Source organism: Kribbella albertanoniae, from assembly GCF_004348455.1.
Lineage (GTDB): Bacteria > Actinomycetota > Actinomycetes > Propionibacteriales > Kribbellaceae > Kribbella > Kribbella albertanoniae.
In genome coordinates this window covers 1-23,828 of sequence record NZ_SMKA01000129.1, presented here as the reverse complement: position 1 = coordinate 23,828, position 23,828 = coordinate 1, and the positions used below count along the sequence as shown (strand labels likewise).

The 23,828-nt window shown below is 67.4% G+C and carries 18 protein-coding genes; 10 read left to right on the top strand and 8 right to left on the bottom strand.

The genetic code is table 11. From position 1 onward, the window contains the following. Positions 1-127: 127 nt before the first annotated feature. Complete coding sequence (locus tag E1261_RS24960) at positions 128-1,054, top strand: nucleoside hydrolase (RefSeq protein ID WP_132410483.1); 927 nt, start codon at positions 128-130, stop codon at positions 1,052-1,054. Positions 1,055-1,062: 8 nt separating this feature from the next. Here E1261_RS24960 and E1261_RS24955 read toward each other — a convergent pair whose 3' ends face one another. From E1261_RS24955 to E1261_RS24940, 4 genes are all read right to left on the bottom strand, one after another. Then, positions 1,063-1,752 carry a hypothetical protein gene (locus E1261_RS24955; protein ID WP_132410481.1) on the bottom strand — a complete coding sequence of 230 codons (690 nt, stop codon included), beginning with the start codon at positions 1,750-1,752 and terminating at the stop codon, positions 1,063-1,065. A 70-nt stretch (positions 1,753-1,822) separates the two neighbouring features. Beyond that, the gene (fusA, locus tag E1261_RS24950; protein WP_132410479.1) at positions 1,823-3,850 is read right to left on the bottom strand and encodes an elongation factor G; all 2,028 of its coding nucleotides are present in this window, start codon (positions 3,848-3,850) and stop codon (positions 1,823-1,825) included. Positions 3,851-4,163: 313 nt separating this feature from the next. Further along, a complete protein-coding gene (locus E1261_RS24945) occupies positions 4,164-4,889 on the bottom strand; it encodes a GAF and ANTAR domain-containing protein (protein WP_132410477.1) in 726 nt (241 codons plus the stop codon). A gap of 51 nt (positions 4,890-4,940) precedes the next feature. After that, positions 4,941-5,675 carry a GAF and ANTAR domain-containing protein gene (locus tag E1261_RS24940; protein WP_165952646.1) on the bottom strand — a complete coding sequence of 245 codons (735 nt, stop codon included), beginning with the start codon at positions 5,673-5,675 and terminating at the stop codon, positions 4,941-4,943. Positions 5,676-5,733: 58 nt separating this feature from the next. On the opposite strand from E1261_RS24940, the gene E1261_RS24935 reads away from it, so the two are divergent. Together E1261_RS24935 and E1261_RS24930 are read left to right on the top strand one after the other, a co-directional pair. Continuing rightward, entirely contained in the window at positions 5,734-6,723 is a 990-nt protein-coding gene (locus E1261_RS24935) for an alpha/beta hydrolase (protein ID WP_132410473.1), read from the top strand. Between the two features lie 551 nt (positions 6,724-7,274). Continuing rightward, on the top strand, positions 7,275-10,640 hold the full coding sequence (locus E1261_RS24930; RefSeq protein ID WP_132410471.1) for a discoidin domain-containing protein: 3,366 nt from the start codon (positions 7,275-7,277) through the stop codon (positions 10,638-10,640). Here the strand turns inward: E1261_RS24930 and E1261_RS24925 are convergent. Further along, the gene (locus E1261_RS24925) at positions 10,630-11,451 is read right to left on the bottom strand and encodes a dienelactone hydrolase family protein (RefSeq protein WP_202875008.1); all 822 of its coding nucleotides are present in this window, start codon (positions 11,449-11,451) and stop codon (positions 10,630-10,632) included. The genes E1261_RS24930 and E1261_RS24925 overlap by 11 nt on opposite strands. Before the next feature lie 45 nt (positions 11,452-11,496). On the opposite strand from E1261_RS24925, the gene E1261_RS24920 reads away from it, so the two are divergent. The 4 genes from E1261_RS24920 to E1261_RS24905 all read left to right on the top strand — a co-directional run bounded on the left by E1261_RS24920 (position 11,497) and on the right by E1261_RS24905 (position 17,239). After that, on the top strand, positions 11,497-12,105 hold the full coding sequence (locus E1261_RS24920) for a TetR/AcrR family transcriptional regulator (RefSeq protein WP_202875007.1): 609 nt from the start codon (positions 11,497-11,499) through the stop codon (positions 12,103-12,105). Between the two features lie 120 nt (positions 12,106-12,225). After that, a complete protein-coding gene (locus E1261_RS24915) occupies positions 12,226-15,462 on the top strand; it encodes a discoidin domain-containing protein (RefSeq protein ID WP_132410469.1) in 3,237 nt (1,078 codons plus the stop codon). Between the two features lie 11 nt (positions 15,463-15,473). After that, positions 15,474-16,196: a FadR/GntR family transcriptional regulator gene (locus tag E1261_RS24910; RefSeq protein WP_132410467.1), complete on the top strand. Its 723-nt coding sequence runs from the start codon at positions 15,474-15,476 to the stop codon at positions 16,194-16,196. Continuing rightward, positions 16,193-17,239, top strand: coding sequence for an enolase C-terminal domain-like protein (locus tag E1261_RS24905; RefSeq protein ID WP_202875006.1), 1,047 nt, complete (start codon positions 16,193-16,195; stop codon positions 17,237-17,239). Before E1261_RS24910 ends, E1261_RS24905 begins: the two co-directional genes overlap by 4 nt. Here the strand turns inward: E1261_RS24905 and E1261_RS24900 are convergent. After that, a complete protein-coding gene (locus tag E1261_RS24900; RefSeq protein ID WP_132410465.1) occupies positions 17,217-18,074 on the bottom strand; it encodes an NmrA family NAD(P)-binding protein in 858 nt (285 codons plus the stop codon). The genes E1261_RS24905 and E1261_RS24900 overlap by 23 nt on opposite strands. Before the next feature lie 85 nt (positions 18,075-18,159). Here E1261_RS24900 and E1261_RS24895 point away from each other — a divergent pair, with 85 nt between their 5' ends. Then, entirely contained in the window at positions 18,160-18,855 is a 696-nt protein-coding gene (locus tag E1261_RS24895) for a TetR/AcrR family transcriptional regulator (protein WP_132410463.1), read from the top strand. 1 nt (position 18,856) lies between these two features. Here the strand turns inward: E1261_RS24895 and E1261_RS24890 are convergent, their stop codons facing one another. Then, positions 18,857-21,010: an ABC transporter permease gene (locus tag E1261_RS24890; RefSeq protein WP_132410461.1), complete on the bottom strand. Its 2,154-nt coding sequence runs from the start codon at positions 21,008-21,010 to the stop codon at positions 18,857-18,859. Next, positions 21,007-21,747: an ABC transporter ATP-binding protein gene (locus E1261_RS24885; protein WP_238176410.1), complete on the bottom strand. Its 741-nt coding sequence runs from the start codon at positions 21,745-21,747 to the stop codon at positions 21,007-21,009. Before E1261_RS24885 ends, E1261_RS24890 begins: the two co-directional genes overlap by 4 nt. A gap of 132 nt (positions 21,748-21,879) precedes the next feature. Here E1261_RS24885 and E1261_RS24880 point away from each other — a divergent pair, with 132 nt between their 5' ends. Together E1261_RS24880 and E1261_RS24875 are read left to right on the top strand one after the other, a co-directional pair. Continuing rightward, positions 21,880-22,095 (top strand): hypothetical protein, encoded by a 216-nt coding sequence (locus E1261_RS24880; RefSeq protein ID WP_202875004.1) that lies wholly within the window; start codon positions 21,880-21,882, stop codon positions 22,093-22,095. 99 nt (positions 22,096-22,194) lie between these two features. Beyond that, positions 22,195-23,823 (top strand): HNH endonuclease signature motif containing protein, encoded by a 1,629-nt coding sequence (locus tag E1261_RS24875; RefSeq protein ID WP_132410459.1) that lies wholly within the window; start codon positions 22,195-22,197, stop codon positions 23,821-23,823. Positions 23,824-23,828: the final 5 nt, after the last annotated feature.

Sequence of the window (23,828 nt, the reverse complement as noted above, 5' to 3'; positions counted from 1 at the left end):
CCACTCTTCAGTGCCCGCCCGCCCCAGACACCGGCCCATCGCACAGATTTGTGGCCCACACCTCGTCGAGTCCGACAAGGGCTAGTTTTGGCAGCATCGATCCCGCACCTGGACCGCAAGGAGAGCTGTGAGCATCCCGATCATCGTCGACTGCGATCCAGGACACGACGACGTCTTCGCCCTCTGGCTCGCCGCCGCGAATCCGGCCATCGATCTGCGGGCCATCACCACCGTCGCCGGCAACGGCCGCATCGAGCACACCACCCACAACGCCCTGGTGGCCTGCACGGTCGCCGGCATTCACGACGTACCGGTGGCCCAGGGCGCCGCGGAGCCGCTGAAAGGCGAGTTGCGACCGGCCGAGTGGATCCATGGAGCCAACGCACTCGGTGGGCCCACCCTTCCGACGCCGACGGTGAAGCTCGACGAGCGCGACGCGCTGACCCTGATCGCCGACGTTCTGAACGCTTCGGACGAACCCGTCGTCCTGGTGCCCACCGGACCGCTGACCAACATCGCGCACCTCGTGCAGCGTCGTCCGGAACTCCTGCCCAGGATCCAGCGAGTGATCTGGATGGGCGGCTCCACCGGCCGCGGGAACGTCTCCGCCTCCGCCGAGTTCAACGCCTGGGCCGACCCCGAAGCCGCCGCGATCGTGGTGGAGTCCGGCCTGGACTTCACCATGGTCGGTCTCAACATCTCCCACCAAGCGCTGATCACCCGCGAGGTGCGCGCCCGGATCGCAGCACTGGGCAGTCGGGTCGCTGCCTTCGGCGTCGAGCTGCTCGAGTTCTTCTGTTCGACCTACGAGGCGTCCCAGGGAATGCCCGACGGCCCCCTGCACGACCCCATCACCGTCGCGATGCTGATCGACCCCGCAGTCGCAACGACCACCCGCGCGCGCGTGGATGTCGAATGCGAGAACCCACAGACCCGAGGCGCAACCCACCTCGACGCCACGCGTCCCCCGAACGCAACGATCGCCCTCGACCTCGACGTCGACCGCTTCTGGTCCCTCATCGAAGACGCCGTCCAGACCCTCGGCTCAAAGTGACTCTCGCCCTAGCGGGGAATGATTTCGGTTCGGCTCTGCCAGGAGCCGTGCTCCGACAGCGGGCGGAATCGGAAGGTGGCGAACTCGTGGTGGAAGTCTCGGCGGCGACGCTCGACCATTGCGGCGGCGTGGCGGTCGGGGTCCGGTACGGCGGTGTGGCCGTGCACCATCTCTTCCATCTGCTGGATGGATCGCCAGATCGAGAACGTGGAGATCGTTCGGGGCGGGCGCATCGCGGCCAGTGCGAGCGTGGTTCCCGGGTGGTCGCGAACGAGCCGCTCCACAGGTTTGCCCCACTTGAGGAACCTCGGCACCTCCAGCAGACGCATGCGGGCCAGCGTGACCGCCACGACGGGTTCGGCGGGATCCCACTCCCCCGCTCTCGCCGGGAGGTCAGGCAGCGCCGCGAGCTTCGACCAGCGGCGCAGGAACTCCATTCGCACATGCCACCCAGCACCCATTTCCCTGCCCAGCGGATGCTCGGCCAGGAAGGTCTCGACCGCCGCCTCGTCCTCCCACCGCGCGAACATCGCCATCCGGCGCAACTGCATCCGGTCCGGCGACACGGTCGGAGCACCGAGCCGCATCAGCGCCAGGCACTCGGCGTACCGCAACCCTGGTGTGCTCGGCGGCTTCCACAGCGCCCGCGCCGTAGTCGCCGGACGGAGCTCCGCGAGGTGGAACGTAAAGATCGTCATCGTGGGCCAACTGTCCCACGAGGACACCCGCAGACCCCGCCCGTGGGCGGGCGGGGTCTGCGGTTCGGCTCTATCCGGATGGTGCTGGGACGTAGCCGGTGGTGTGGGTGGTGAAGGTTCCGCGGCCTTGGGTTCGGCTGCGCAGTTGGGTTGCGTAGCCGAACAGTTCGGCCAGCGGGACGGTGGCAACGATCACCATCGTGCCCGGCCGTGCGGTCGAACCCGAGATGCGGCCGCGTCGTGCTGCCAGGTCGCCGAGTACGCCGCCCATGGCATCCTCAGGCACGGTCGCCGTGACTTCGGCGACCGGTTCCAGGAGCACCATCGCACTGGCACGCAACGCCTCGCGGAGACCGAGCCGACCCGCCGTACGGAAGGCCAACTCCGAGGAGTCCTTCGGATGGGTTGCTCCATCCGTCAGCGTGACCCGTACGCCGGTCACCGGGTGCCCGCCGAGAGGCCCCTGGGCGAGGGCATCCCGGCAGCCTGCCTCGACTGCGCGGGCGTACTCCTGTGGCACCCGTCCACAGATGACGACCGAGCGGAACACGAAGTCCTCCGTACTGTCGTCATCCAGCGGTTCGACGTCGAGCGTGATGTGGGCGAACTGACCGGCGCCGCCGTCCTGCTTGACGTGCCGATACACCAGCCCGGACACACCGCGCGCGACTGTCTCGCGGTAGGTGACCTGCGGCCGGCCGACTGCGATCTCCAGCCCGTGAGCACGGCGTACCTTCTCCACCGCGACCTCGAGGTGCAGCTCGCCCATGCCCGACAACAGCGTTTGACCGGTCTCGGAATCGGTTCGGACCGTGAGTGACGGGTCCTCCTCGATCAGCCGCGTCAGTGCGGACGCCAGCCGGTCGGTGTCGGTGCTCCTGCGAGCCTCGACTGCGACCGAGACGACCGGGTCGGTCACGACCGGAGGTTCGAGAACCAACGGTGCTGCCGGCGCGCACAGCGTGGCTCCGCTGCGTGCGGACTTGGGCCCGACGACCGCAACGATGTCGCCGGCAACCGCCTGCTGCACCTCTGCGTGCTGGTCGGCCTGCACCCGCAGGATGCGGCTGATCCGCTCCATGCGACCCGCGCCTGCATCCATCACCGTTTCTCCCTTCCGGATTGTTCCCGAATACACCCGCAGGTACGTCAGCCGCCCGGTGGCGGTCGAGTTGACCTTGAACACAAGCGCCGCGAACGGCGCCGTCGGATCGGCGATCCGTTCCTGCACAACACCGTCCGACGTACCGCGGACCGGCGGCACCTCTGCCGGTGAAGGCAGATAAGCGACGACAGCATCCAGCAACGGCTCAACACCGCGGTTCCGGTACGCCGATCCGCACAGCACCACGACGCCCGCACCGGACCGGGTCAGGTCCCGCAGGGCAGTAGCCAGCGTCTCCGCCGAGACCGCCGATCGCTCAGCGAACTCGTCCAGCGCGACCGGATGCAGCTCGGCAACGGCCTCCTCGAGCAGCCGACGTCGTCGTACCGCCTGTTCCAGAAGGGCATCGGGAACGCGGCGCTCGGCAAAGTTGCCGTCATCCCAGACGTACGCCCGCATCGTGATCAGGTCGATCACTCCGCTGAACTCCGCTTCCGTTCCGATCGGCATCTGCACCACCAGCGGGGTCACGTGCAACCGCTCCCGGATCGAAGCCACCGCTGCGTCGAGATCCGCGCCGGGCCGGTCCATCTTGTTGACGAACGCGATCCGCGGCACCCCGTGCCGGTCGGCCTGCCGCCAGACCGACTCGCTCTGCGGTTCGACTCCCGCGACGGCGTCGAACAGCGCGACCGCACCGTCGAGCACCCGCAGCGAACGCTCCACCTCGTCGGAGAAGTCGACGTGGCCCGGGGTGTCGATCAGGTTGATCGAGTGCCCGTCCCAGTCGCAGCTCACGGCCGCGGCGAAGATCGTGATCCCACGATCGCGTTCCTGCGGGTCGAAATCGGTGACGGTCGTGCCGTCGTGCACCTCACCGCGTTTGTGGGTGGTGCCGGTGAGATACAGGATCCGTTCGGTGACGGTGGTCTTGCCCGCATCGACGTGGGCGAGAATGCCGACATTGCGGAGGTGGTCAAGGGTGGTACGCATGGCCGATGGCCTTTCGGAGGAATCCGGAATCGGGCAGCGCAATTCGCCGGCGAACCGGACCCGCCTCGCTCGAAGTGGACGGCGTGGGTCAGTTCGTCGCGGACAGGTGCCGACCGCGCAGCCGGCACCCGACAACCGGAGACACCAGGATCACGTCGTACCGTGACCGGGGAGCACTCGCAGCGATGCGGAAACGCATGGCCGGGCTCCCCTCACTCGTCAGAACGCCCGCCGCGATCGCGGCAGCGCGCAGGTCTGTCCAAGCGTAAGGCGACCGCCAATGCCGCGGCCACCGGATTTCGCCGCGCCTCAGTCAGGGGCCGGCGGTCAGAGTGGCGGCTGTGATGGTGCCGTCGATGAGGCCGGCGGCGACCACTCCTAGTTGTAGGTGGTTGCGGCGGGCGTGAGCGCGCATCAGGCCGAAGGCGTCGTCGACGCTGATGCGGCTGCGTTCGGACAGGACTCCTTTGGCCTGCTCGATCAGGATGCGGGTGTTCAGCGCGGACTGGAGCTGCTCGGCCAGGACTTCGCCGCGGCGCACGGTCCGTTCCTGGAGAAGGCCGACGGTGGCGATGTCACACAGCGCCTGGCCGAGCGCCACATCGGAGTCGCTCAGGGTCACGCGGTCGGAGCAGAACAGGTTCAGTACGCCGAGCACCTGGCCGCGCAGCCGCAACGGGATCGCGTGGGTCGAGCGAAAACCGACGGCGGCGGTCGCGGCGTGGAACCGTGGCCAGCGCGCCTCGACCTCGTCGAGGTCGATGTTCACCACTTGCTCGCCGGTGGAGTAGCAGTCCAGGCAGGGCCCCTCGTCAGCTTGCAGCACGAACAACTCCAGGAGCTTGGCCTCTTCGCTGGTGGAGGCCATCACGTGCAGCTCGCTGCGCTGGTCGGCCAGGATCAGGCCGGCCGCATCAGCCTGCAGGAGCTCGACGCTGCGCTCGCACAGGGTGTGCAGGAGGTCGATGACGTCGTAGTTGTCGACGAGAGTGTCGGCGAGTTCGATGAACACCTCCGCGAGGCGCTGCTCCCTGCTCATTTGCTGCCGCCTTTCCAGGCCGGAAGAGCCTGCGTGCCCTGGGTGAAGCTGTTATTCATGATGGTCGTCCTCGGGGTGGAAGGTCACTGTCCGGGCGACCACGTCCTGGCCGAGTTCGTGCAGCGGCCGTCCGTCGGCGTAAGCGCGGGCCCGCAGCAGGAGCAGCGCCTCGTCGATACCGACCGATGCCTGCACAGAGATGATGCCGGTGGCCTGGTGGATGACCCGGTGGTTGTCGAGGGCATCGGACAGTTGTGATTGCAGCCCGTCAGTTGGCTGCTCGTGCTGCAGGTCAAGCAGGATCGTGGTCGCGGCAGCGGCGTAGTCGAGAGCTTCGGCCAGCTGCAGGCTGTCCAGCGGGCCGGCGGTGTCCCGATAGAGGTCGAGTACGCCGAGCCGGATGGCGCCGATCTGGAGCGGAAACGCGAAGATGGCCGCGATACCGGATGCGGTCGCGGCGGGGGCGAAGCCTGGCCAGCGCTGTCCGGCCCGGGCCAGGTCGTGTTCCAGTACCGGTCGCCGGTCGTGGAACGCGGTCAGGCACGGTCCTTCGCCGAGGGTCCGCTGGAGGTTCTCCATCACCTCGGCCGGCCCCTCGGTCACGGCCAGGGTGCCGCCGTGACCGGCCGCTGTCATCAGCGCCACCCCGGCGCCGCTGACGGGCACCGACAGGGTGACCGAGGCGCACAGCCGGCGCCAGACGGTGTCCCCGTCGAGGCCGGGAGGATCGGGTTGGTCGATCGCCAGCACCTCAAGGAGAATCTGCCGCACCCGCAGAGATGCCATCGTCTGACTGTATCGTCCAAGTTGGTCTATTCGCTCTCCCGCCCCGAGGTGAAACCACATGAAACGTTCATGGATCGGCGTCCTGCTGCTCGCGCTGCTGCCGCTCACCCCGGCGACAGCCGCACCACCGAGCACCGGGGTCGCCGTACCGGCCGTGCAGGAGGCTTCTGCTGGTGCGGAGGTTGTTGGTGTCACCAAGGTCGCGGACCGGCTGACGGATCTGTCGGTGCGGTCGCCTGCGCTCGGGAATCGCGTCGTGAAGGTTCGGCTGCTGACACCCGACGGATGGAATCCGGCGGATCGCCGGCAGCACTGGCCGACCTTCTGGTTGCTGGCTGGTTGCTGCGGCGACTACACCGCCTGGTCCGGCACCGACATCGCCAAGATCGACAGCCTGCGCAAGGTGCTCGTCGTGATGCCCGAGGCCGGCTGGAACGGCTGGTACAGCAACTGGTGGAACCACGGCGCAGGCGGCGACCCGGCCTGGGAAACCTTCCACACCGTCGAGCTGCGGCACCTGCTCGAGAAGGGCTGGGGCGCAAGCAGCAACCGCGTTGTCGCCGGACTGTCGATGGGCGGGCAAGGCGCACTCCTGTACGCCGCTCGCCACCCCGGCATGTTCCGCGCAGCAGCGGCGTACTCCGGATCGGCGCACCCGCTGCTCAACACCGAATCGGTCAACCGGATCATGGGCTTCTTCGGCGGCCAAGGCGGCGACCCACTCCGCGTGTGGGGCGACCCGGTGGCCCAACGGCACATCTGGGCAGCGCACGACCCGTACTACCTGGCACACCGCCTCAAGTCACTACCGGTCTATCTCTCCTGCGGCGACGGCACCGCGGGCCCACTCGACCCACCCGGCAAGACCGACGCCCTCGAGGCCGACTTCAACCGCCAGAACCACGCACTCGCCGCCGCCCTGACCCGCGCCGGAGCCAAACACCTCACCACCAACTTCTACGGCCCCGGCACCCACACCTGGGCCTACTGGCAACGCGAACTCCACACCTCACTCCCGATCCTCCTCAAGGCTCTGAACCTCCACTGACCGAACGGGCAGCCCAGGGGACCCGAGCTCGTGGAGCGGGACCACTTTGTGCATCCATCAACCACCTGAAACCTGCCGCAACGGTCGAACCGTGCTCAAGGTCGCGCGGCCAGCTCACCTTGAGCACCGATCAACCACCTGCGGGCCGCGCAACTGGTTGACCCGTGCCCAACGTCAGGCGTGCGGGTCCTTCGGACGTTGCGGGTACGGCGGCCTGCTGGCACCGCCGCCGTACAGACCGGAAAAGAGCCCGGATATCCCCTCGATGTGCTGGTTCTCCCCTCAAATTTTGACCGGAGAACCGTCAACCTGAGGGGAGATCCCCTCGTTTTCCGGGCAGCAACCACAGGCCGCCGGACGCCGCCCGGAACCAGTCGGCGCCGAGGTCTTGCCGGAAGGCGGGAGCGCGGTCTACTGTCACCTTCCAATCATCAAGAAAGTTTCCTAACAGTTGTTCGATGTAAGGGAAAGCGCTTGCCGCCCCTTCCGAACCGGGTGCCCCGACCTCTGCAGAGATCCGCTCCCTCCCCCGCCCATCAGGAGGCCCTGCCATGTCATCCACCATTTCCCGAAGGCGAGGCTGGCTCGCCGCAGCCGGTGCCGTCGCGCTGACCGCCGGCTTGCTGACCACCGGCTTGCTGACCAGCGCAGCCGAGGCCGGCGAAGTAGCTGCAGCACCTGCTGCGACGGCGATTCCGGACCTCACCAGCGCGAATCGGCGCGCGCCCATCGCCGGCCTGCCGGACTGGAGCAAGGCCGGTTACCGAGGCGGCGCCCCGCTCCCCGGTGCCGCCGACATCAACCCGGACCAGAACTGCCAGATCACCGCCGACGAGCTGGCTTCGCAGTACGGCGTACGCGTGGATGGCAGTGATGCGACCACCGGGCTGCAGGCCGCGATCGACGCGATCCGGACGCAGTGCACACCGTCGGCCGGGTACAACAAGCTCTCGCAGATCACGTTGCCGGAGGGACGGATCACCGTCACCCGGCAGCTCGGTCTCGACGCCAGCTACTTGCTGATCAAGGGCGCCGGGCAAGGGCGAACCGTGTTGGTGTTCCGCCCTGACACCAACACCAGGTACGACAAGCTCACCGCTGACGGCAGTGACTGGGACGAAGACGGGATGACGCACGGCGCGTCCGGCAAGGGTGGTTGGGCGTGGCCCGGGCGCGGGCTGCTTCGGGTCCAGACCCGTGAGGTCTCGCCCAAGTACGCCGCCGACTACGCCTCGGCGCCGGCGAACCGCAAGGACATCTTCGAGGGCAGCATCAACCAGCACTGGGCCAGCGGCGTACCACTGCGCGAGGCTTCCGCCATCGGCACGACCCAGATCAAGCTGGCGACCAACGCGAACATGGCGCTGTTCAAGGCCGGCAACTACCTGTGGGTCGGCGCGGCGAACTCGGCGAAGTTCTACCAGCAGCAGACCGTCACCGACCCGACGAAGTACCAGAATCTGCACATGCGCCAGCAGATCTTCCAGATCGCCGCGGTCGATTCCACCGGGCGGAATCTGACGATCGACAAACCCCTCGAGTACGACCTGCCGCTGAACTCCACCTCGGACGGCTCGGCGGCGATCGCCGGCACGGTCTACCCGAGCCGGGTGACGCCGCTCAAGCCGGTCCTCGGGGTCGGGATCGAGGATCTCACCATCACCCAGGACATGACCGGGATGCCGAAACTTGCCGGCGGCACCTACAACCTGAACAAGGCCGATGCCGTCCACAACTACGGCAACATGGCGCCGGAGTACCAGATGCATGGGATCGTGCTGAAGTGGGCGATCAACACCTGGGTACGGCGGGTCGGTACCGAGATGACCGGTTCGCACCCGATCGTCACCGAGAGCGCCAAGAACATCCAGGTGCAGGAATCGCACCTCGACGGCTCGTGGAACAAGGGCAAGGGTGGCAACGGCTACCTGCGCGGTTCCCGGGTGTGGGACTCGTTGTACGGCTACAACACCACGCGGAACCTGCGACACTTCACCTTCCAGTGGTCGGCTTCGGACAATGTGGCCATCGGCAACGACTTCGACTCCGACCTGAACGTGCACGGCGGTTGGGAACGGCGCAACCTGTTCGAGAACAACACTGTCCGGATCCCGTTCGAGCACTCGTCGAAGAACTGTCAGAGCAACTGTGGCGACGAAGGCGGTGACATCCCGGACGACTCGACCTGGTGGCCGATCTGGTGGGCGGCGGGTCCGAAGGCGGTCAAGTGGTCCGGGTCCAGCGGTCCGCAGAACGTCGTCTACAACAACGCGCTCAGCAAGCAGACCACCGAGGGCGGCGCGTACCAGAGCTACTACCCGGATCGGCAGCGGCTCTATCAGTTCGGCAGCAGCTCGGCCGATGCAACGAAGTTCCAGCACCTCGCGGTGAACGGCGCGACCATCCCGGACTGGGCCAGCCGGGAGACCGCCGACTACACAGTGCCGAACGGCGGCGTCAACGCGTCCCGCACCGACACTTCGGGCTCGCTGTTCCTCCGCAATCCAGGCGACGCCCCGCCCGGTGGCGGTGGTTCGGAGATGCTGCTGTCGCGCGGGAAGCCGGCGACCGCTTCGTCGATCGAGGGTGCTGGCTTCGAAGCGGGGAAGGCAGTCGATGGCAACTCGACGAGCCGCTGGGCATCGCAGGAAGGGTCCGACCCCCAGTGGATCCAGGTCGACCTCGGCGCCGCCGCGAACCTGAGCCGGGTGAAGCTGAACTGGGAAGCCGCGTACGGCAAGGCGTACCAGGTCCAGCTCTCGACAGACGGCACCACCTGGTCAACCGCCTACTCCACCACGACGGCCGACGGCGGCACTGACGAGATCCCGGTGACTGGGACCGCCCGGTACGTGCGAATCAACGGCACCGCGCGCGGAACGGCGTACGGGTACTCGCTCTTCGAGTTCGAGGTCTACGGAACGACCTCGGGCGGTGGCGGCGGAACGGTGGTCGATGTTTCGACGGCGGCGCAGTTGCAGGCGGCGTTGGCGAATGCGCAAGCTGGCCAGACGATTCGGCTCGCAGCCGGCCAGTACCGTGGCTCGTTCCTTACACAGCGCGCTGGAACCGCCTCCGCACCGATCACGTTGACCGGGCCGTCCTCCGCCGTACTGATCAACGATGGGCCGTCCGGGACCGCGCCTTCATGCCCGGCGCCGACGGCCGGCTGGGATTCCGGGTATGGGCTGTGGTTGTTCGGAGCGCCGTACTGGAAGCTGACCGGTTTCACTGTGCAGGAATCGAAGAAGGGCATCGTGCTGGACAACTCGCATCACGTGACCATCGACGGGGTGTCGGTCCATCACACCGATGAAGAGGCCGTGCACTTCCGCCGCTCGTCGGCCGACGGCGTCATCAAGAACTCCACGATCACCGATGCAGGGCTGGTGCAGAAGGGGTACGGCGAGGGCGTGTACCTCGGCTCGGCCGGATCCAACTGGGGCTGCCACGGCAACTCCGGCGGGGTGGACAAGTCCGACCGCGTGCAGGTGCTGGACAACCAGCTCGGCCCGAACATCGCTGCCGAGGCGATCGATGTGAAGGAAGGTACGACGGGCGGCGTCATCCGCGGCAACACGTTCAACGGCCGCGGAATCTCCGGCGAGAACTCGGCCGACTCGTGGGTCGACGTGAAGGGATTCGACTACGTCATCGAGAACAACACCGGCACCTTCTCCTCCCCCGGCACCTTCGCGAACGGCTACGAGACGCACAACCCCTCCACCACCCCGTCGTTCCCGAACGGCTGCGGCAACGTCTGGCGCAACAACGCGTCCGACCTCGGCGGCACCGGCAAGTACGCCATCTACATCTCGTCGGTCTCCAAGTGCAGCGCCGACCCCAACGTCGTCTACTCCTCCAACACCGTCCAGAACGCCCAAACAGGCCTGACCAACATCCCAATCACTCCCTGACCTCTTCGGCCGGGTGCAGGCGCGCGGCCAGGAAGGCGAGGATCTCGTCCCTGGCCCGCGTCGTCGGATGTCCTTCCTCATCAACGAAATGAGCCGTCACCACGCTGTGCGGCGTCTGTACCACGTCGCGGAAGAACGGCGGCGGCTCGGGGTTCGCGGAGCTTCCCGGCAGGACCCGTCCGTCGAACGCATCACCGAGCAGCCGCTGGTAGGCAGCGAACCGTTGCCCGGTACACCACCGGTCGTTGTCGAAGCGATAGCCGAGAACCGTGAGCCCGTCACGGTCGACCCGCTCCCGTACGGCGGCAGCGTCGTCCTCGCTCAGTTCAAGGCCTGCAGGATCGTCCAGAGGTAGCGACGGGTGGTTGACCACCGGTGCGATGACGGCCGGTTCGAGGGCCATGGTGAGTGCGAAGTTGCCGGTGAAGCACAAACCGATCGCGCCGACACCCGGGCCGCCGCAGTCGGCGTGGGCCTGGCGCGCCAGCCCTCGGAGCCAGGCCGTGACGGGGCTGGTGCCGCCGCCCGCGAACGCGCGGAACTCCGCACTGACACACGCGCGACGTGCGATGGCTCCACCTTCCTCCGCCGTCGGATACGCGCCGTCCACCCCGAAGAGAGACGGCACGTAGACGGTGAACCCGGCCGCCGCGATCCAGCGGGCGAATCGCAGGACGTCGGGACTGATTCCGGGCATCTCCGGCATCAGCACCACCGCCGGCCCCGAACCGGCGACGTACACGCGCTTCACCACCCCGTCGACCTCCACGAGCCGTTGGGCGAAATCCGCCATCGCGTCGTTTCCGTTCACAGCACCCCTCTCATCGGATCCTCAGGAGACTAGGATCTCTGGCTTATGGTGGCCACCCGTATTCGCAGAACGCCCGAGGAGTCCCGGCGGGCGATCCTGCAAGCAGCCGAGGAGCTTCTCGTCGAAGGCGGGCTCGACGCTGTCACCGTCCGTGCGGTCGCCAAGCGCATCGGTATGACGGATGCAGGTGTCGCTCACCATTTCGGCAGCCGCCAGGATCTCCTCGTCGCACTCCTCCGGTACGGCGGTCGCCGGATCCGCGGCGCGGTCGAGGAAGCGGTCGCTGGCTGGGCGGACCGCCAGGCCGATATCGACGGGTTGATCCGGACCATCGCCCGCGTCTACGACCAGGGGTACGCCGAACTCGCCGTCGCGCTGCACGCAGCCGGTTGGGAAGACCCGGGCACGGGATTCCTGGAGCCGGTCGTCCAGATCCTGCACACCACGCGGGCCCGGAGCGGACGCCCGGGACCACTGGCCGACACCCGCCTGGCAGTGGCCGCACTCCACCAGGCACTCGCCCTCGACGCCACCTACGGCGCCGCCTTCCGCCGCAGCGCGGGAGTCAGCGAGTCCGCGGCCCTGCGACCAGGCCCGCAGCGCGCCTGGTGGGCCAACACCCTCCGCACCGCACTCGGTCTACCGTCGGACTGAAAGGATCAGGTCTATTTCGGGGCAGTGCCGGATAGACCTGTTCCTCTTCCCAAACTCACGCAGGCATGTCACAGTGGCGCGGTCGATTGACCTGATCTATCCGCCAAGATAGGTGTCGCCATGCCGCGTTCTGCCCGCCGGCTTCTTGCCGTCCTGGCCAGCCTTGCGCTGCCCGCCGTCGTCCTGCCCGCCGCCTCCGCAGCAAGCACCACCACCCTGTACGTCGCTCCGTCCGGCGGCGCGGGTTCCGGGACCCTGGCCCGGCCGTTCGGGTCGCTCGAACAGGCGCGGGACCAGGTCCGCAAGCTCACGAAGAACCAGCGGGGCGACATCCGCGTCGTACTGCTGGCCGGCGACTATCAGCGGACCAGCACCTTTCAGCTGACCAGTGCGGACTCGGGGCGGAACGGGCATCAGGTCGTCTATCAGGCGCAGCCCGGCGCCAAGGTAACGGTGAACGGCGGCCGGCTGGTGACCGGCTGGACGCTCTCCGACCCGGCCCGAAGCATCTACAAGGCGCACGTCGGCGCGATCGACTTCCGCCAGCTGTACGTGAACGGCGAACGCCAGCAGCGGGCTCGTGGTCCCGAGAATCCGCCTGGATGGTCGAAGACCGCGACCGGCTACACGGACAGCACGCAGAGCTTGGACGGCTGGAAGAACCAGGGCGACATCGAGGTCAACAGTCGTTGGGGCTGGATGCACTACCGCTGCCCGGTGCAGTCCGTCGACGGCACCAAAGTGACGATGCAGCAGCCGTGCTACAAGAACGCCAACCTTCATGAGGGTCAGGAGATCCAGAACCCGACCTGGATCGAGAACGCCTACGAGCTGCTCGACGCGCCCGGTGAGTGGTACCTCGACAAGAGCACCGGCGACGTCTACTACCTGGGTCAGAACCCGGCGACCGCGACCGTCGTGGTCCCGCAGGTGCAGGACCTGGTCAACGTCACCGGGACGCAGACCGAGCCGGTGCAGAACATCCGGTTCGACGGGATCACGTTCTCGTACTCGACCTGGCTCGACCCGAGCAGTGATGACGGCATGGTCGAAGGCCAGGCCGGCTTCCGGATCAACGGCCCGGACTGGCGCGACTTCGACCACTCCCGCCTGTACTGGGAGAAGACCCCGGGCGCGGTGAACGTCGGCTACAGCCGCAACATCTCCTTCACCGGCAGCACCTTCACCCATCTCGGTGCGGTCGGGCTGAACCTCAACACCGGTTCGCAGGGCACCGTGGTCCGCGGCAACATCTTCCGCGACGTCGCCGCGACCGGGGTCCAGGTCGGCGGCACCGACATCATCGACCACCACCCGGACGACGTACGGGCGATCACGAAGAACACGACCGTCAGCAACAACCTGATCACCAAGGTCGCGGCCGACTACTCCGGTTCGCTCGCGATCTTCGCCGGGTACACCGAGCAGACGGTGATCGAGCACAACACGATTCGCGACCTGCCGTACTCCGGGATCTCGATCGGCTGGGGCTGGGGCCACACCGATGCCGGCGGCAACAGCAACTACCCCGGTAACGTCGGGGTCCCGATCTACGAGACCCCGACGACGGCGAAGAACAACATCGTTCGCGACAACGCGATCAGCGACATCATGAAGCGGCAGGCCGACGGTGGCGCGATCTACACGCTCAGCATGCAGCCCGGCAGCGTTGTCTCCGGCAACTACATCAAGGACACCCCAAGTCCGGCGTACGGCGCGATCTACCACGACGAAGGCAGTCGCGGCTTCACCACCACCGGGAATGCGTTGTGCAACGTGCAGGCCCGCTGGTTGTTCCTCAACCACGGGATCGACATCGATGCCCAGCGCAACTTCACCACTCAGCCGGTCTCGCTGACCCAGGCCAACACGACCAACTCCACGATCGCCAACAACACGGTGATCCCGAGCTGCGACCAGTTGCCCGCCTCGATCGTCAGCAACGCCGGCCTCGAACCGGCGTACCGGCATCTCGACCCGCAGCCCGCGCCGACCGACCGGATCGCACCGACCGCACCCGGCAAGCCGACTGTCCGGACGAACTTCCCCACGATCGCCGATCTGACTTGGCCCGCGGCCACCGACCAGACCGGCGTCACCGGCTACGCGGTCTACGCGAACGGCAAGCTCGTCAGCGCCTCGGAGGGACCGTCCGCGCGGGTCACCGGGCTCGTCTCCGGTCAGAGTTACACCTTCACCGTCACGGCTCGTGATGCCGCAGGCAACCAGTCTTGCGCGAGCGCCGCGATCAGCATCACGATGCCGGCGAACGAGGACCTTGCCCTCGGCAAGAACGTGACCGTCTCCTCGTACTCCGAACCGAACCTCCCCGCACTCGCGGTCGACGGCAAGTTGTCGACGCGATGGGCGCAAGGCCTCGGCCTCCCAGATCCCTCCTGGTTACAAGTGGACCTCGGTGCCCAGTACGACGTCAGTGGCGTGATCACGACCTTCGAGCTCAGCAACGGCTACCGGTACAAGCTCGAGGTCTCGTCGGACGGGGACGACTGGATCATGTTCGAGGATCACACGGCGACAGCGACGACGCAGGCGGACAACTATGCCTCGGTGCCTGGGAGCGTGCGCGGCCGGTACCTCCGCCTGACCATCGTCGGCTCGAACTTCAACGGTGGCAGCATCTACGAGCTCGAGGCCTACGGGAAGCCTGCGGTGATCACCCCGGATCAGGAACCGCCGGCCGCGCTGCCGCAGCCGACAACGAACGTGCTGTTGCCGACCACGCTCGACCTCAGCTGGCCGACCGGTACCGACAACGTGGGTGTGACCAGCTACGTCGTCTATCAGGACGGCCAGAAGATCGCGACCACGCCGCTGAACCAGTTGCGGGTCGACGGGCTCACCGCGGGGTCCAGCCACAGCTTCACGGTGGTCGCCCGGGATGCCAACCTCAACGCGGCACCGGCCAGTACGCCGGCCGCGGTCACCATGCCGGCCGAAGCCGGGCTGGCGGTCGGCAAGCCGGTGACCGTCTCGTCGTACTCCGAACCGAACGTCCCGACTCTCGGCGTCGACGGCGATCTGAACACCCGGTGGGCGCAAGGGCTCGGGCTGCCGGATCCGTCCTGGTTCCAGGTCGATCTCGGTACGCCGATGTCCGTCAAGAGCATCGTGACGAACTTCGAGCTGCCGAGCGGGTACAAGTACAAGCTGGAGTACTCCGTCGACGGCACCGCCTGGTCGATGTTCGACGATCACACCGCCGTGGCGACGAGTGTGCGCCGCAACCCGTCGATCCGGACCGCGCCGGTGCAGGCGAGATATGTTCGGCTGACCGTGGTCGGCTCGAACTTCAACGGTGGCAGCATCTACGAACTCCAGGTCTACGGCGGCTTCTGAAGGGCATCAACATGAACGACATGCCGACCTACCGGCCCGGTTACGAAGTGGTGGCCGAGCAACTGCTCGGGTACATCGCCGAGCAGGGACTCCGGCCGGGTGACCGCCTGCCGACCGAGAAGGGGCTGGCCGAGATCCTCGGCACCGGCCGGTCGGTGACCCGCGAGGCGATCAAGGTTCTCGCGGCGGTCGGCCGGGTCGCCGTACGGAAAGGTGCGGGCATCTACGTGTCCGTACCCTCCAACCCGGACGCGGACAACCAGGTCGGGTACTTCCAGCCGACCGACCTGGCCCATGTCGCCATGCTCTTCGATCACCGGCGGCTGATCGAAGCCGAGTCCGCCCGGCTCGCAGCGACGCTCGCCCGGCCGGCTCAGGTCCGGACGATCCGAGCTGCGGCCGAGGCCTCGGTTGCGGCGCACGGAGACCATGTCGCCTTCCAGGAACAGGACAGGCTGTTCCATGACGCGGTGGCCGAGGCGTCGGCCAACGTCTTCCTGCAGGCCGCAGTCACGTCGTTGCGCGACTTCAAGGAACAGTCCGACCGGCTGCTGTTCGCCGGTGGACTCCCCGGCTCGCTCGAGGTCGCCGCGCAGCAGCACGTACACATTGCCGAGGCGATCGCGGCCGGTGACCCGGACAAGGCCAGTACGGCGATGATCCAGCACATCGACACCACTCAGTCCCAGTTCGAGCAGCGCATCCGGGACCGGCTGAAGGCGGGACCGCAGTGACTCTGATCGACCGTGTCGAGGTGGAACTGGTCGACGTACCGGCCATGCATCCGTTCCGCTGGAGAGACGGACTGCCTGGATCCGAGCCTGCGCTGCAGGGCGGCGTACTGAAGATCACCACCCGCGACGGCGTCGTCGGCCGGGCATCGACTCCGCGCGGAGTGATTGCCAAGGACCTCGTCGAGCGGCGGGTGCGCGCCGACCTGATCGGCCAGAACGCCTTGCACCGCGAGTGGCTGTGGCACCGGATGTGGGAACTCGACCGGATCGAGGAGTTCCCGCTGTACTTCCTCGGTCTGGTCGACATCGCCTTGTGGGACATCGCCGGCCAGCTCGCCGGGCTGCCGGTGCACTCGCTGCTCGGGACCTACAGGACCGAGATCCCGGCCTACGCGTCGACTGTCACCTACTCCAGTGTCGACGAATACCTCGATGTCGCGGACCAGTGCCTGGAGCGTGGGTTCCGCGCGATCAAGCTGCACGCGTGGGGCGACGTACGGCGGGATGCCTTGCTGTGCAGGCGATTGCGCGAACACGTCGGTGATGAGGTCGAGCTGATGTACGACGGGTCGGCCGGCTTCGACCTGCCGGACGCCATCCAGCTCGGGAAGGTGCTGACCGACCTCGACTTTCGCTGGTACGAGGAGCCGATGCGCGAGTTCAACATCACCAGCCACCGCTGGCTGGCCGAACGAGTCGGCGTACCGCTGCTGGTCGGCGAGACCAGCGACGGCGCACATTTCAACACCGCCGACTTCATCCAGGCCGGTACGGCGACGTACGTGCGCACGTCGTCGGGCCTGAAGGGCGGCATCACCGGCGCGCTCCGGATCGCCCACCTGGCCGAGAGCTTCGGCCTGCGCGCCGAGGTGCACGGCATGGGCCTCCCGAACCAGCATCTGTGCATGGCGATCCCCAACACCACCTACTACGAAGCGCTCGTCTGGGGCAACCCGATCATCACCGACGACGCCGTCGACAAGACCGGCACCCTGCACGCACCAACCGGCCCCGGGCTGGCTACCTCAGAATGCTCTCGATGACTGCGCGGGCGGGAGTCGACGGTCGGCCGAGCACGCTTTCAAGTGCCGGGTCAGTCACTGCCATTTCGCCGGCGCGGGCGGCTCTGAACATGCCGAGCATGAACTCGGCCGCGTCGGCGGGCATGCCCTGAGCGGTCACGTGCGCCTTCCACTCTTCATCGTCGACGACGATCCGCTTGATTGTCTGTCCAGTGAGCTCTGTGACTAGGCGCGCGACGTCCGCGAAGTCGAGCAGCTCGGAGGCGGTCAGCGTTGGCGTCGCTCCCGGAAACACTCCAGGGTTCGTGAGGGCGATGGCGTCGGCCTCAGCGAGGTCGTCGTGCGCGGTCCACGAGACCGGGCCGTCCTCGGGCAACCTCAGCTCTCCGGTCTGCAGCGCCGCGGGCAGGTAGTACTCGAACGTGCTCGTGTAAAAGCCGTGGCGCAGCGCGGTGAACGCAACATCTTGTACGGCGAGGTGCGCCTCGGCCCGGGCGTGTTCGCGCGCGGCAGCGAACTGCGAGCTGCGTGAGGCCATCTGATGGCTGGTGTAGAGCACCCGCGAAGCGCCTGCTGCCACTGCGGCATCGATCGCAGCCTTGCTGGCGGCAGCGGCCTGCGGGCCCCGGATCGAGGCCGAGATGACGAGCACCTGGTCCGCGTCCTCGAAGGCGTGCTTGAGGGACTCCGGCTCGGTGAAGTCGCCGGCTCGGACCCGCACTCCGCGGTCGGCCAGGGCGGCCGCCGTACTGACGTCTCGCACGCTCACCCCGAGGGATGCGGCGGGAACGCGGTCGAGCAGCTTGGTGACGACCTGGGATCCGAGCCGTCCGCTGGCTCCGGTGACGATGATCATGCCATTCCTCCTTGAATCGTTGGTACGCGTTTTACGTTACCACCGATTCGAATCAGCGATAACAGATGACTGATACCATCGATTCATGGATGCACCACGGGCCGACATCGTGGCCGCCGCAGCCGAGCTGCTCCGCACAGGCGGCGCGCGGGCGGTCACCACCCGCGCTGTCGCTCAGGCCGCCGGGGTCCAGACGCCGACCATCTTCCGGATCTTCGGCGACAAAGAGGGCCTGATGGAGGCCGTGGCCGAGCACGTCATGGCCGACTACGCCGCCGCCAAGACGAGGAAGGCCGCGATCGAGGACGGCGATCCGGTCGACGATCTCCGCGCCGCCTGGCACGCCCATCTCCAGTTCGGCCTGGCGAACCCCGAGGTCTTCCTGCTGCTCACCGCCCCGGGGCGCCTGCAGCGTTCACCGGCGACAGCGGCCGGCGCCGAGGTTCTCCGGGAGCGGGTCGGCCGCGTCGCTGCGGCGGGCCTCCTCAGGGTCTCGGAGGCCCGCGCCGTCGACATGATCCGCGCTGCCGGCACCGGGGCGGTGCTCACGCTGCTCAGTCAGCCGGAAGCCGAGCGAGACCTCGGGATAGTCGACGAGCTTCTGCAGGCAGTGCTCGGCAGCATCCTGACCGCGAACCCGGCACCACCCGCCTCCGACGTCGGCGCGGTGGTCAACGCCTTCCGGGCAGCCATGCCGGAGCTGCCGACCTTGAGCGACAACGAACGGTCCCTGCTGTCCGAGTGGCTCGACCGCGCGATCTCGGAGTCACAAGGCCGCTGAGTCACTCGCGCGTACCTGCCGCGGCCAGCGACGACTGCCGAAGCAACCGCGCGATCGGCACGATCGTGGTCCCCATCGCGATCAGGGTCGCTCCCCCGAGGATCGCCAGCACACCGGCCAGCGGTACATACGGGACCGCACCTCCGGTCAACGCGTAGACCACAGCGGTGAGGGTGACGGCCGCGATGACTCCCCCGATCAGGACGGAGACGCCCAGCAGTCCGGCCTGTTCGGCATGGACCATTCGCTTGAGCTGGCGGGTTGTCACCCCGGCCAGTTGCAGTACGGCGAGTTCGCGGCGGCGGGCGAGAGCGGCCACGGTCATCGTGTTGGCTGCGGCCAAACCGGCGTACCCGATCATGACGGTGATCAGCAGCTTGTTGAGCCACGCACTGATCGCGAGGTCCTTGGAGACCCCGGCCGTTGCCTGCTCGGAGGGAATCAACGTCGCCGACTGGCCAATCGCAGCCTTCAATGCCGGTACGGCGTCGGGGGTGGCTCGGATGAGGAGCTTGGTCGGCGGCTGCCCGAATGTCGCGGTTGAGAGTACGACGTCGCCGAAGCCCAGACCGCGTTCGTAGATCGCCGCCACCCGTAGCCGCTTGGGCGTTCCGTCGCCGAGCCAGAGGCTGGCCTCGTCGCCGACCTTCCAGCCCCGCGAGGCGGCTTGCGTCGCCGAGACCGCAATGCTGTCCGGCCCGACAGCGGCAAGCTCGCCTTTGCGGACCTTCAGATCAAGCGTTGCCTTGGCCTGGGCCGGGTCGATCGCCTGCGCCGGGACGACCTCGAGAGTGTCCAGTACCTTCACGATCACCGCGGTCTGGCGCATCGGGGTCACTGCCTCGACGCCGGGGATTCGGCCGAGCTTCTCTACAGACACCTCTCCGGGTGTTAGCACTGTGTACTGCGCGAGTGTGCCGGACTTCAACTGCTGAACCGTCTGGCGTTCCACGTTGTCCTGCAGGAACCACACCGATCCGCCGAACCCGATCGACAGCACCAGGGCGGTCAGCACAGTCGCGCCGCCGCGCGCGTTGGCGGCGAGGTTCTTCGCCGCCAGATAGCCGCTGTTACCCCAACCGGCTCGCAGAACCGGGGCGAGGTACCTGGCGGTGATGCCGTTGATCCACGGCGCCAGCAGAGCCACCGCGAGGACGAACAGATACAGCATGCTCACCGCCCCGGCGAGCGCAGCCTGTCCACCGGCGCCAACCGAGACGGCACTCGAGGACACCGCGCCGGTCAGGGCGACCAGCCCGAAGCCGAGCCGCACCTTGCTCAGCCGCGCGGGCTCGACCGCGATCTGCGACAGCGCCTCGGCCGGCCGAATCCCGGAGAGCTTCCGGCTCGCCAGCAGCGCCGAACCGAGCGCAACCAGGACGATGAGGAGGACCGCAGCGGGCGCAGCCAGTAACCCCCGGGAGAGGCCATAGTCAGCCGGTACGAACCCGCGCGCGACCAGCTGCTCCCCCAGCCAACGGCTTGCCAGGAGCCCTGCCGGTACGCCGACCACCGAACCCGCGACAGCCAGAATGGCAGCCTCAGCCATCAGCATCCGCCGTACCTGACCTGGCGTTGCAGCCGTTGCCCGAAGCAACGCGAGGTCGCGTCGACGACTGCGGATCGACAGTCCGATCGTCCCCGCAACCACGAACATGACCAGCATCACGACGTACCCACCGAAGGCACCACCCACCTCGATCAGCAAGCCGCGCGCCTCAGCGATATCAGGCCTCTCAACCAGCACGCGGTCGTTGCCGGTGTACACCTGCGCACCTGCTGACGCTGCGACCTTCTCGACGGCGACGCGGTCGCTCGCCTGAAGTGTCAACGCGTCCGCATTTCCAGCAACGTTCTCGACGCCCGGCACCTTGCGCAGTTCATCCGCCAGACCGGCCGGCAGCGAACCACGCTCAGGCAGCTGCACCGTTGCCGTGTAGGGATCGCCGAGCTGCTTGCCGGTGATGGTCAGGTCGCGTTTGGCGACAACGATCTCGGCGTTCGCGTACTGCTGCGGCTCCGGCAGCGGACGCAGACCTGACTCCACCAGCGCACCCATGCTAGTCAGGATCGTCACCCCGGCAATCAGTGCGATCAAAGTCGCCAGCACGCTCCCGGGCCGATGCCTGAGCAGGCGCAGCGCGATCCCGGTCATGCCACAGCCTCAGCTTCGCGCTGGTTGCGATCAGCAACAATCCGGCCATCGGCCAGCGTCACCACCCGATCCGCGTACGACGCAGCCACCGGATCATGGGTCACCATGATGATGGTCTGCCCGTGGTCATCCACGATCGACCTGAGCAACTCGAGTACGGCGGAAGCCGTGTGACTGTCGAGCGCCCCGGTCGGCTCGTCGGCGAACACCACGTCCGGCCGGATCGCCAGCGCCCGCGCGATCGCAACTCGTTGCTGCTGGCCCCCAGACAGCTCAGCCGGACGCCGGTGCAGCTGGTTCGTGACTCCAACCCGGTGAGTGACCTCGGCCAGCCAGCGACGGTCCGGCCGCGCGCCGGACAGCCGCAGAGGCAACGTGATGTTCTCCTCGACGTTCAGCGCCCCGATCAGATTGAACATCTGAAAGACAAACCCGATCTTGGTACGACGCAGCCGGGTCAACGCAGCCTCCGACAACCGCGTCATCTCGGTGTCCCCCACGAACACCCGCCCGGAGGTCGGCCGATCCAACCCGGCCGCAGTCTGCAGGAGCGTGCTCTTACCCGACCCCGACGGTCCCATCACCGCAGTGAAGGTCCCCCGCACAAAGGTCGCGTCAATCCCGTCCAAGGCGGTGACCGGCTGGCCGCCGGCGTCGTACGTGCGAGTCAGTTCCTGCACCCGCACCGCGGCAGAGGCGGCACGATCAGCGGTCAGCAACGGCATGGTCTTCGTCATGCCCTCAACGCTAGAAAGCTTCCAGCCCCGCCAACATCCCGCCAGCTAGCCACCCGAGGTAGAGCAGACTCCACCCCGTTCCGGCCCGTCACCTGGATGTCTTGGCGCCGTCTCCGCTTCTAGCGTGGAGTCATGACCGACCACTACCGCATCAGCAACGACCGCCCAGCCGTCAAAGCCCCCGGGAGGGGCCTACGCGCCGCCCTCTGGACCAGCCTGCTGGTCGCCGGAACCGCCAACGCCACCACCTCAGCCCTCGGCTTCAGCCCCCTCCTCAGCATCCCCTTCGGCCTCATCACCATCGCCAGCATCGTCGCCCTGGTAACCCACCACCGCCGGCACCGCTGAAGTGTGGGCAAGGTGAGCCCACAAACAGCCCACACATTCCCTTGTAAATAAGGGCTTCTCGGCTCGAAAACTGTCGGTGGGCATGTCTAAGCTTTGGGTATGGAGATCTTGGCGATGCCCCCGGTGTACACCCAGAGCAGCAGCGAACTGCTGACGCGTCTGGACACCATCCAGGCCGCCAAGGCTCTACTGAAGACCGACGAACTCCAGGTGCTGGGCCGGTTGGAAGAAATGGGCGCCGCTCAGGAGCTGGGTGCCCGAGACACCATCGAACTCGTCTCGGAACGCTACCGGCTCGACCGCGCCGAAGTCCGTAAAGACCTCGCCTTCACCACCGCCCTGCGCAAATACCCGCTGGTCGCGGCCGCGATGCCCGACCCCACCGATCCGACGAAGCCGGCGGACGCATCACCCGACCTGGCCAAGATCATCGTCAACATCTTGGAGAAGGCCCCGTCGAGCACGCCGGTCGAAACCCTGACCGTCGCCGAAGAACAAATGGTCAAGATGGCCCGCGTCTCCAACCCCCGCGAACTCGCCAAGTTCGGGCAAGACGTACTGACCAGACTGGACACCGACGGCCCCGAACCAGCCGAAGACGAAGCCGTCGCAAAAGAGTTCCTGCGGTTGCGGCAGACCGACGGCGGGGTCAAGTTCACCGGGTTCCTGGCCGGTGCCAGTGGTGAACAGTTCCAGACCCAGATGCACCAGGGATCGAAACCCCACAAGACGATCGACGGCGAACGCGACCCCCGGACTCTCGAGCAGCGACAAGTCGACGCGTTCAAAGCGACCATGGACGCCGCCGCCGGCAACCCCGACCACCCCGGCGTCCCACACATCACCGTCACCATCGACTTCAACGACCTCAAAGCCGCCCTCGCCGCCGCCCCAGCCGCCCTCGGCGGCGGGACCGGTGCGACGGGTGGCGGTGCGGTAGGTGAACTGGTCTTCGGTGACAACCTGTCCGCCGGTGCAGTCCGCCTCCTGGCCTGCGACGCGGCGGTCCTCCCGATCGTCCTGGGCAGTGACTCCCAGCCCCTCGACGTCGGCACCGAACAACGCTTCGTGAACCGCTACATCCGCCGCGCGCTGAACAAGCGCGACAAGGGCTGCGTGGTGTGCCAGGCACCACCGTGGATGTGCCACGCCCACCACATCATCGAGTGGGCCAACGGCGGCCCGACCAGCCTGCAGAACCTCGCCCTGTTGTGTGCCCGGCACCATCGCGCCGTCCATGACGGCCAGTGGGCGATCTCGATCACCGCAGCCGGTGTCCAGGTCACCCGCCCATCCTGGGCCGACCCACCACCCGTCACCGACCGCGCCGCCATTGCTGCCCTGATCGCCTGGGTCACCCCAGCCACCACCACGACCAGCGGCAGCAGTCCCAGCGACGATCGTCCCAGCAGCACCAGCTCCAGCGCCGGTGCCAGTGACTCCAGTGCGGACAGCGCCGACACCAGCACGGCCGGCATCACCACCAACGCCAGCACTAACTGCTGGGGTGAAAGCACGGCAGGTCTCAACAGCGCCGGTGCAAGTACCCCCAGTGCCAGCGGCAGCCCAACTCACGAGCACCTCGCCCGGCTCTTCGCCGCCAGCATCCGCCCCGACCCGGCACGCGCCGCCGAACGCGAAGCCTTCCGAACCCAAGTACTCGCCCACGCCCCCAGCAACTTCGACCCCTGGGGCACCAACACCACCCCCACAACCGAACCACCGTAAACCCC

Bases quoted from the DNA above. Each gene is read 5' to 3' on its own strand.
- E1261_RS24890 (WP_132410461.1), bottom strand. From the start codon at position 21,010: ATGACCGGGATCGCGCTGCGCCTGCTCAGGCATCGGCCCGGGAGCGTG.
- E1261_RS24915 (WP_132410469.1), top strand. From the start codon at position 12,226: ATGCCGCGTTCTGCCCGCCGGCTTCTTGCCGTCCTGGCCAGCCTTGCG.
- E1261_RS24885 (WP_238176410.1), bottom strand. From the start codon at position 21,747: ATGACGAAGACCATGCCGTTGCTGACCGCTGATCGTGCCGCCTCTGCC.
- E1261_RS24920 (WP_202875007.1), top strand. From the start codon at position 11,497: ATGGTGGCCACCCGTATTCGCAGAACGCCCGAGGAGTCCCGGCGGGCG.
- E1261_RS24940 (WP_165952646.1), bottom strand. From the start codon at position 5,675: ATGGCATCTCTGCGGGTGCGGCAGATTCTCCTTGAGGTGCTGGCGATC.
- E1261_RS24880 (WP_202875004.1), top strand. From the start codon at position 21,880: ATGACCGACCACTACCGCATCAGCAACGACCGCCCAGCCGTCAAAGCC.
- fusA (WP_132410479.1), bottom strand. From the start codon at position 3,850: ATGCGTACCACCCTTGACCACCTCCGCAATGTCGGCATTCTCGCCCAC.
- E1261_RS24895 (WP_132410463.1), top strand. From the start codon at position 18,160: ATGGATGCACCACGGGCCGACATCGTGGCCGCCGCAGCCGAGCTGCTC.
- E1261_RS24910 (WP_132410467.1), top strand. From the start codon at position 15,474: ATGAACGACATGCCGACCTACCGGCCCGGTTACGAAGTGGTGGCCGAG.
- E1261_RS24955 (WP_132410481.1), bottom strand. From the start codon at position 1,752: ATGACGATCTTTACGTTCCACCTCGCGGAGCTCCGTCCGGCGACTACG.
- E1261_RS24900 (WP_132410465.1), bottom strand. From the start codon at position 18,074: ATGATCATCGTCACCGGAGCCAGCGGACGGCTCGGATCCCAGGTCGTC.
- E1261_RS24930 (WP_132410471.1), top strand. From the start codon at position 7,275: ATGTCATCCACCATTTCCCGAAGGCGAGGCTGGCTCGCCGCAGCCGGT.
- E1261_RS24875 (WP_132410459.1), top strand. From the start codon at position 22,195: ATGGAGATCTTGGCGATGCCCCCGGTGTACACCCAGAGCAGCAGCGAA.
- E1261_RS24945 (WP_132410477.1), bottom strand. From the start codon at position 4,889: ATGAGCAGGGAGCAGCGCCTCGCGGAGGTGTTCATCGAACTCGCCGAC.
- E1261_RS24935 (WP_132410473.1), top strand. From the start codon at position 5,734: ATGAAACGTTCATGGATCGGCGTCCTGCTGCTCGCGCTGCTGCCGCTC.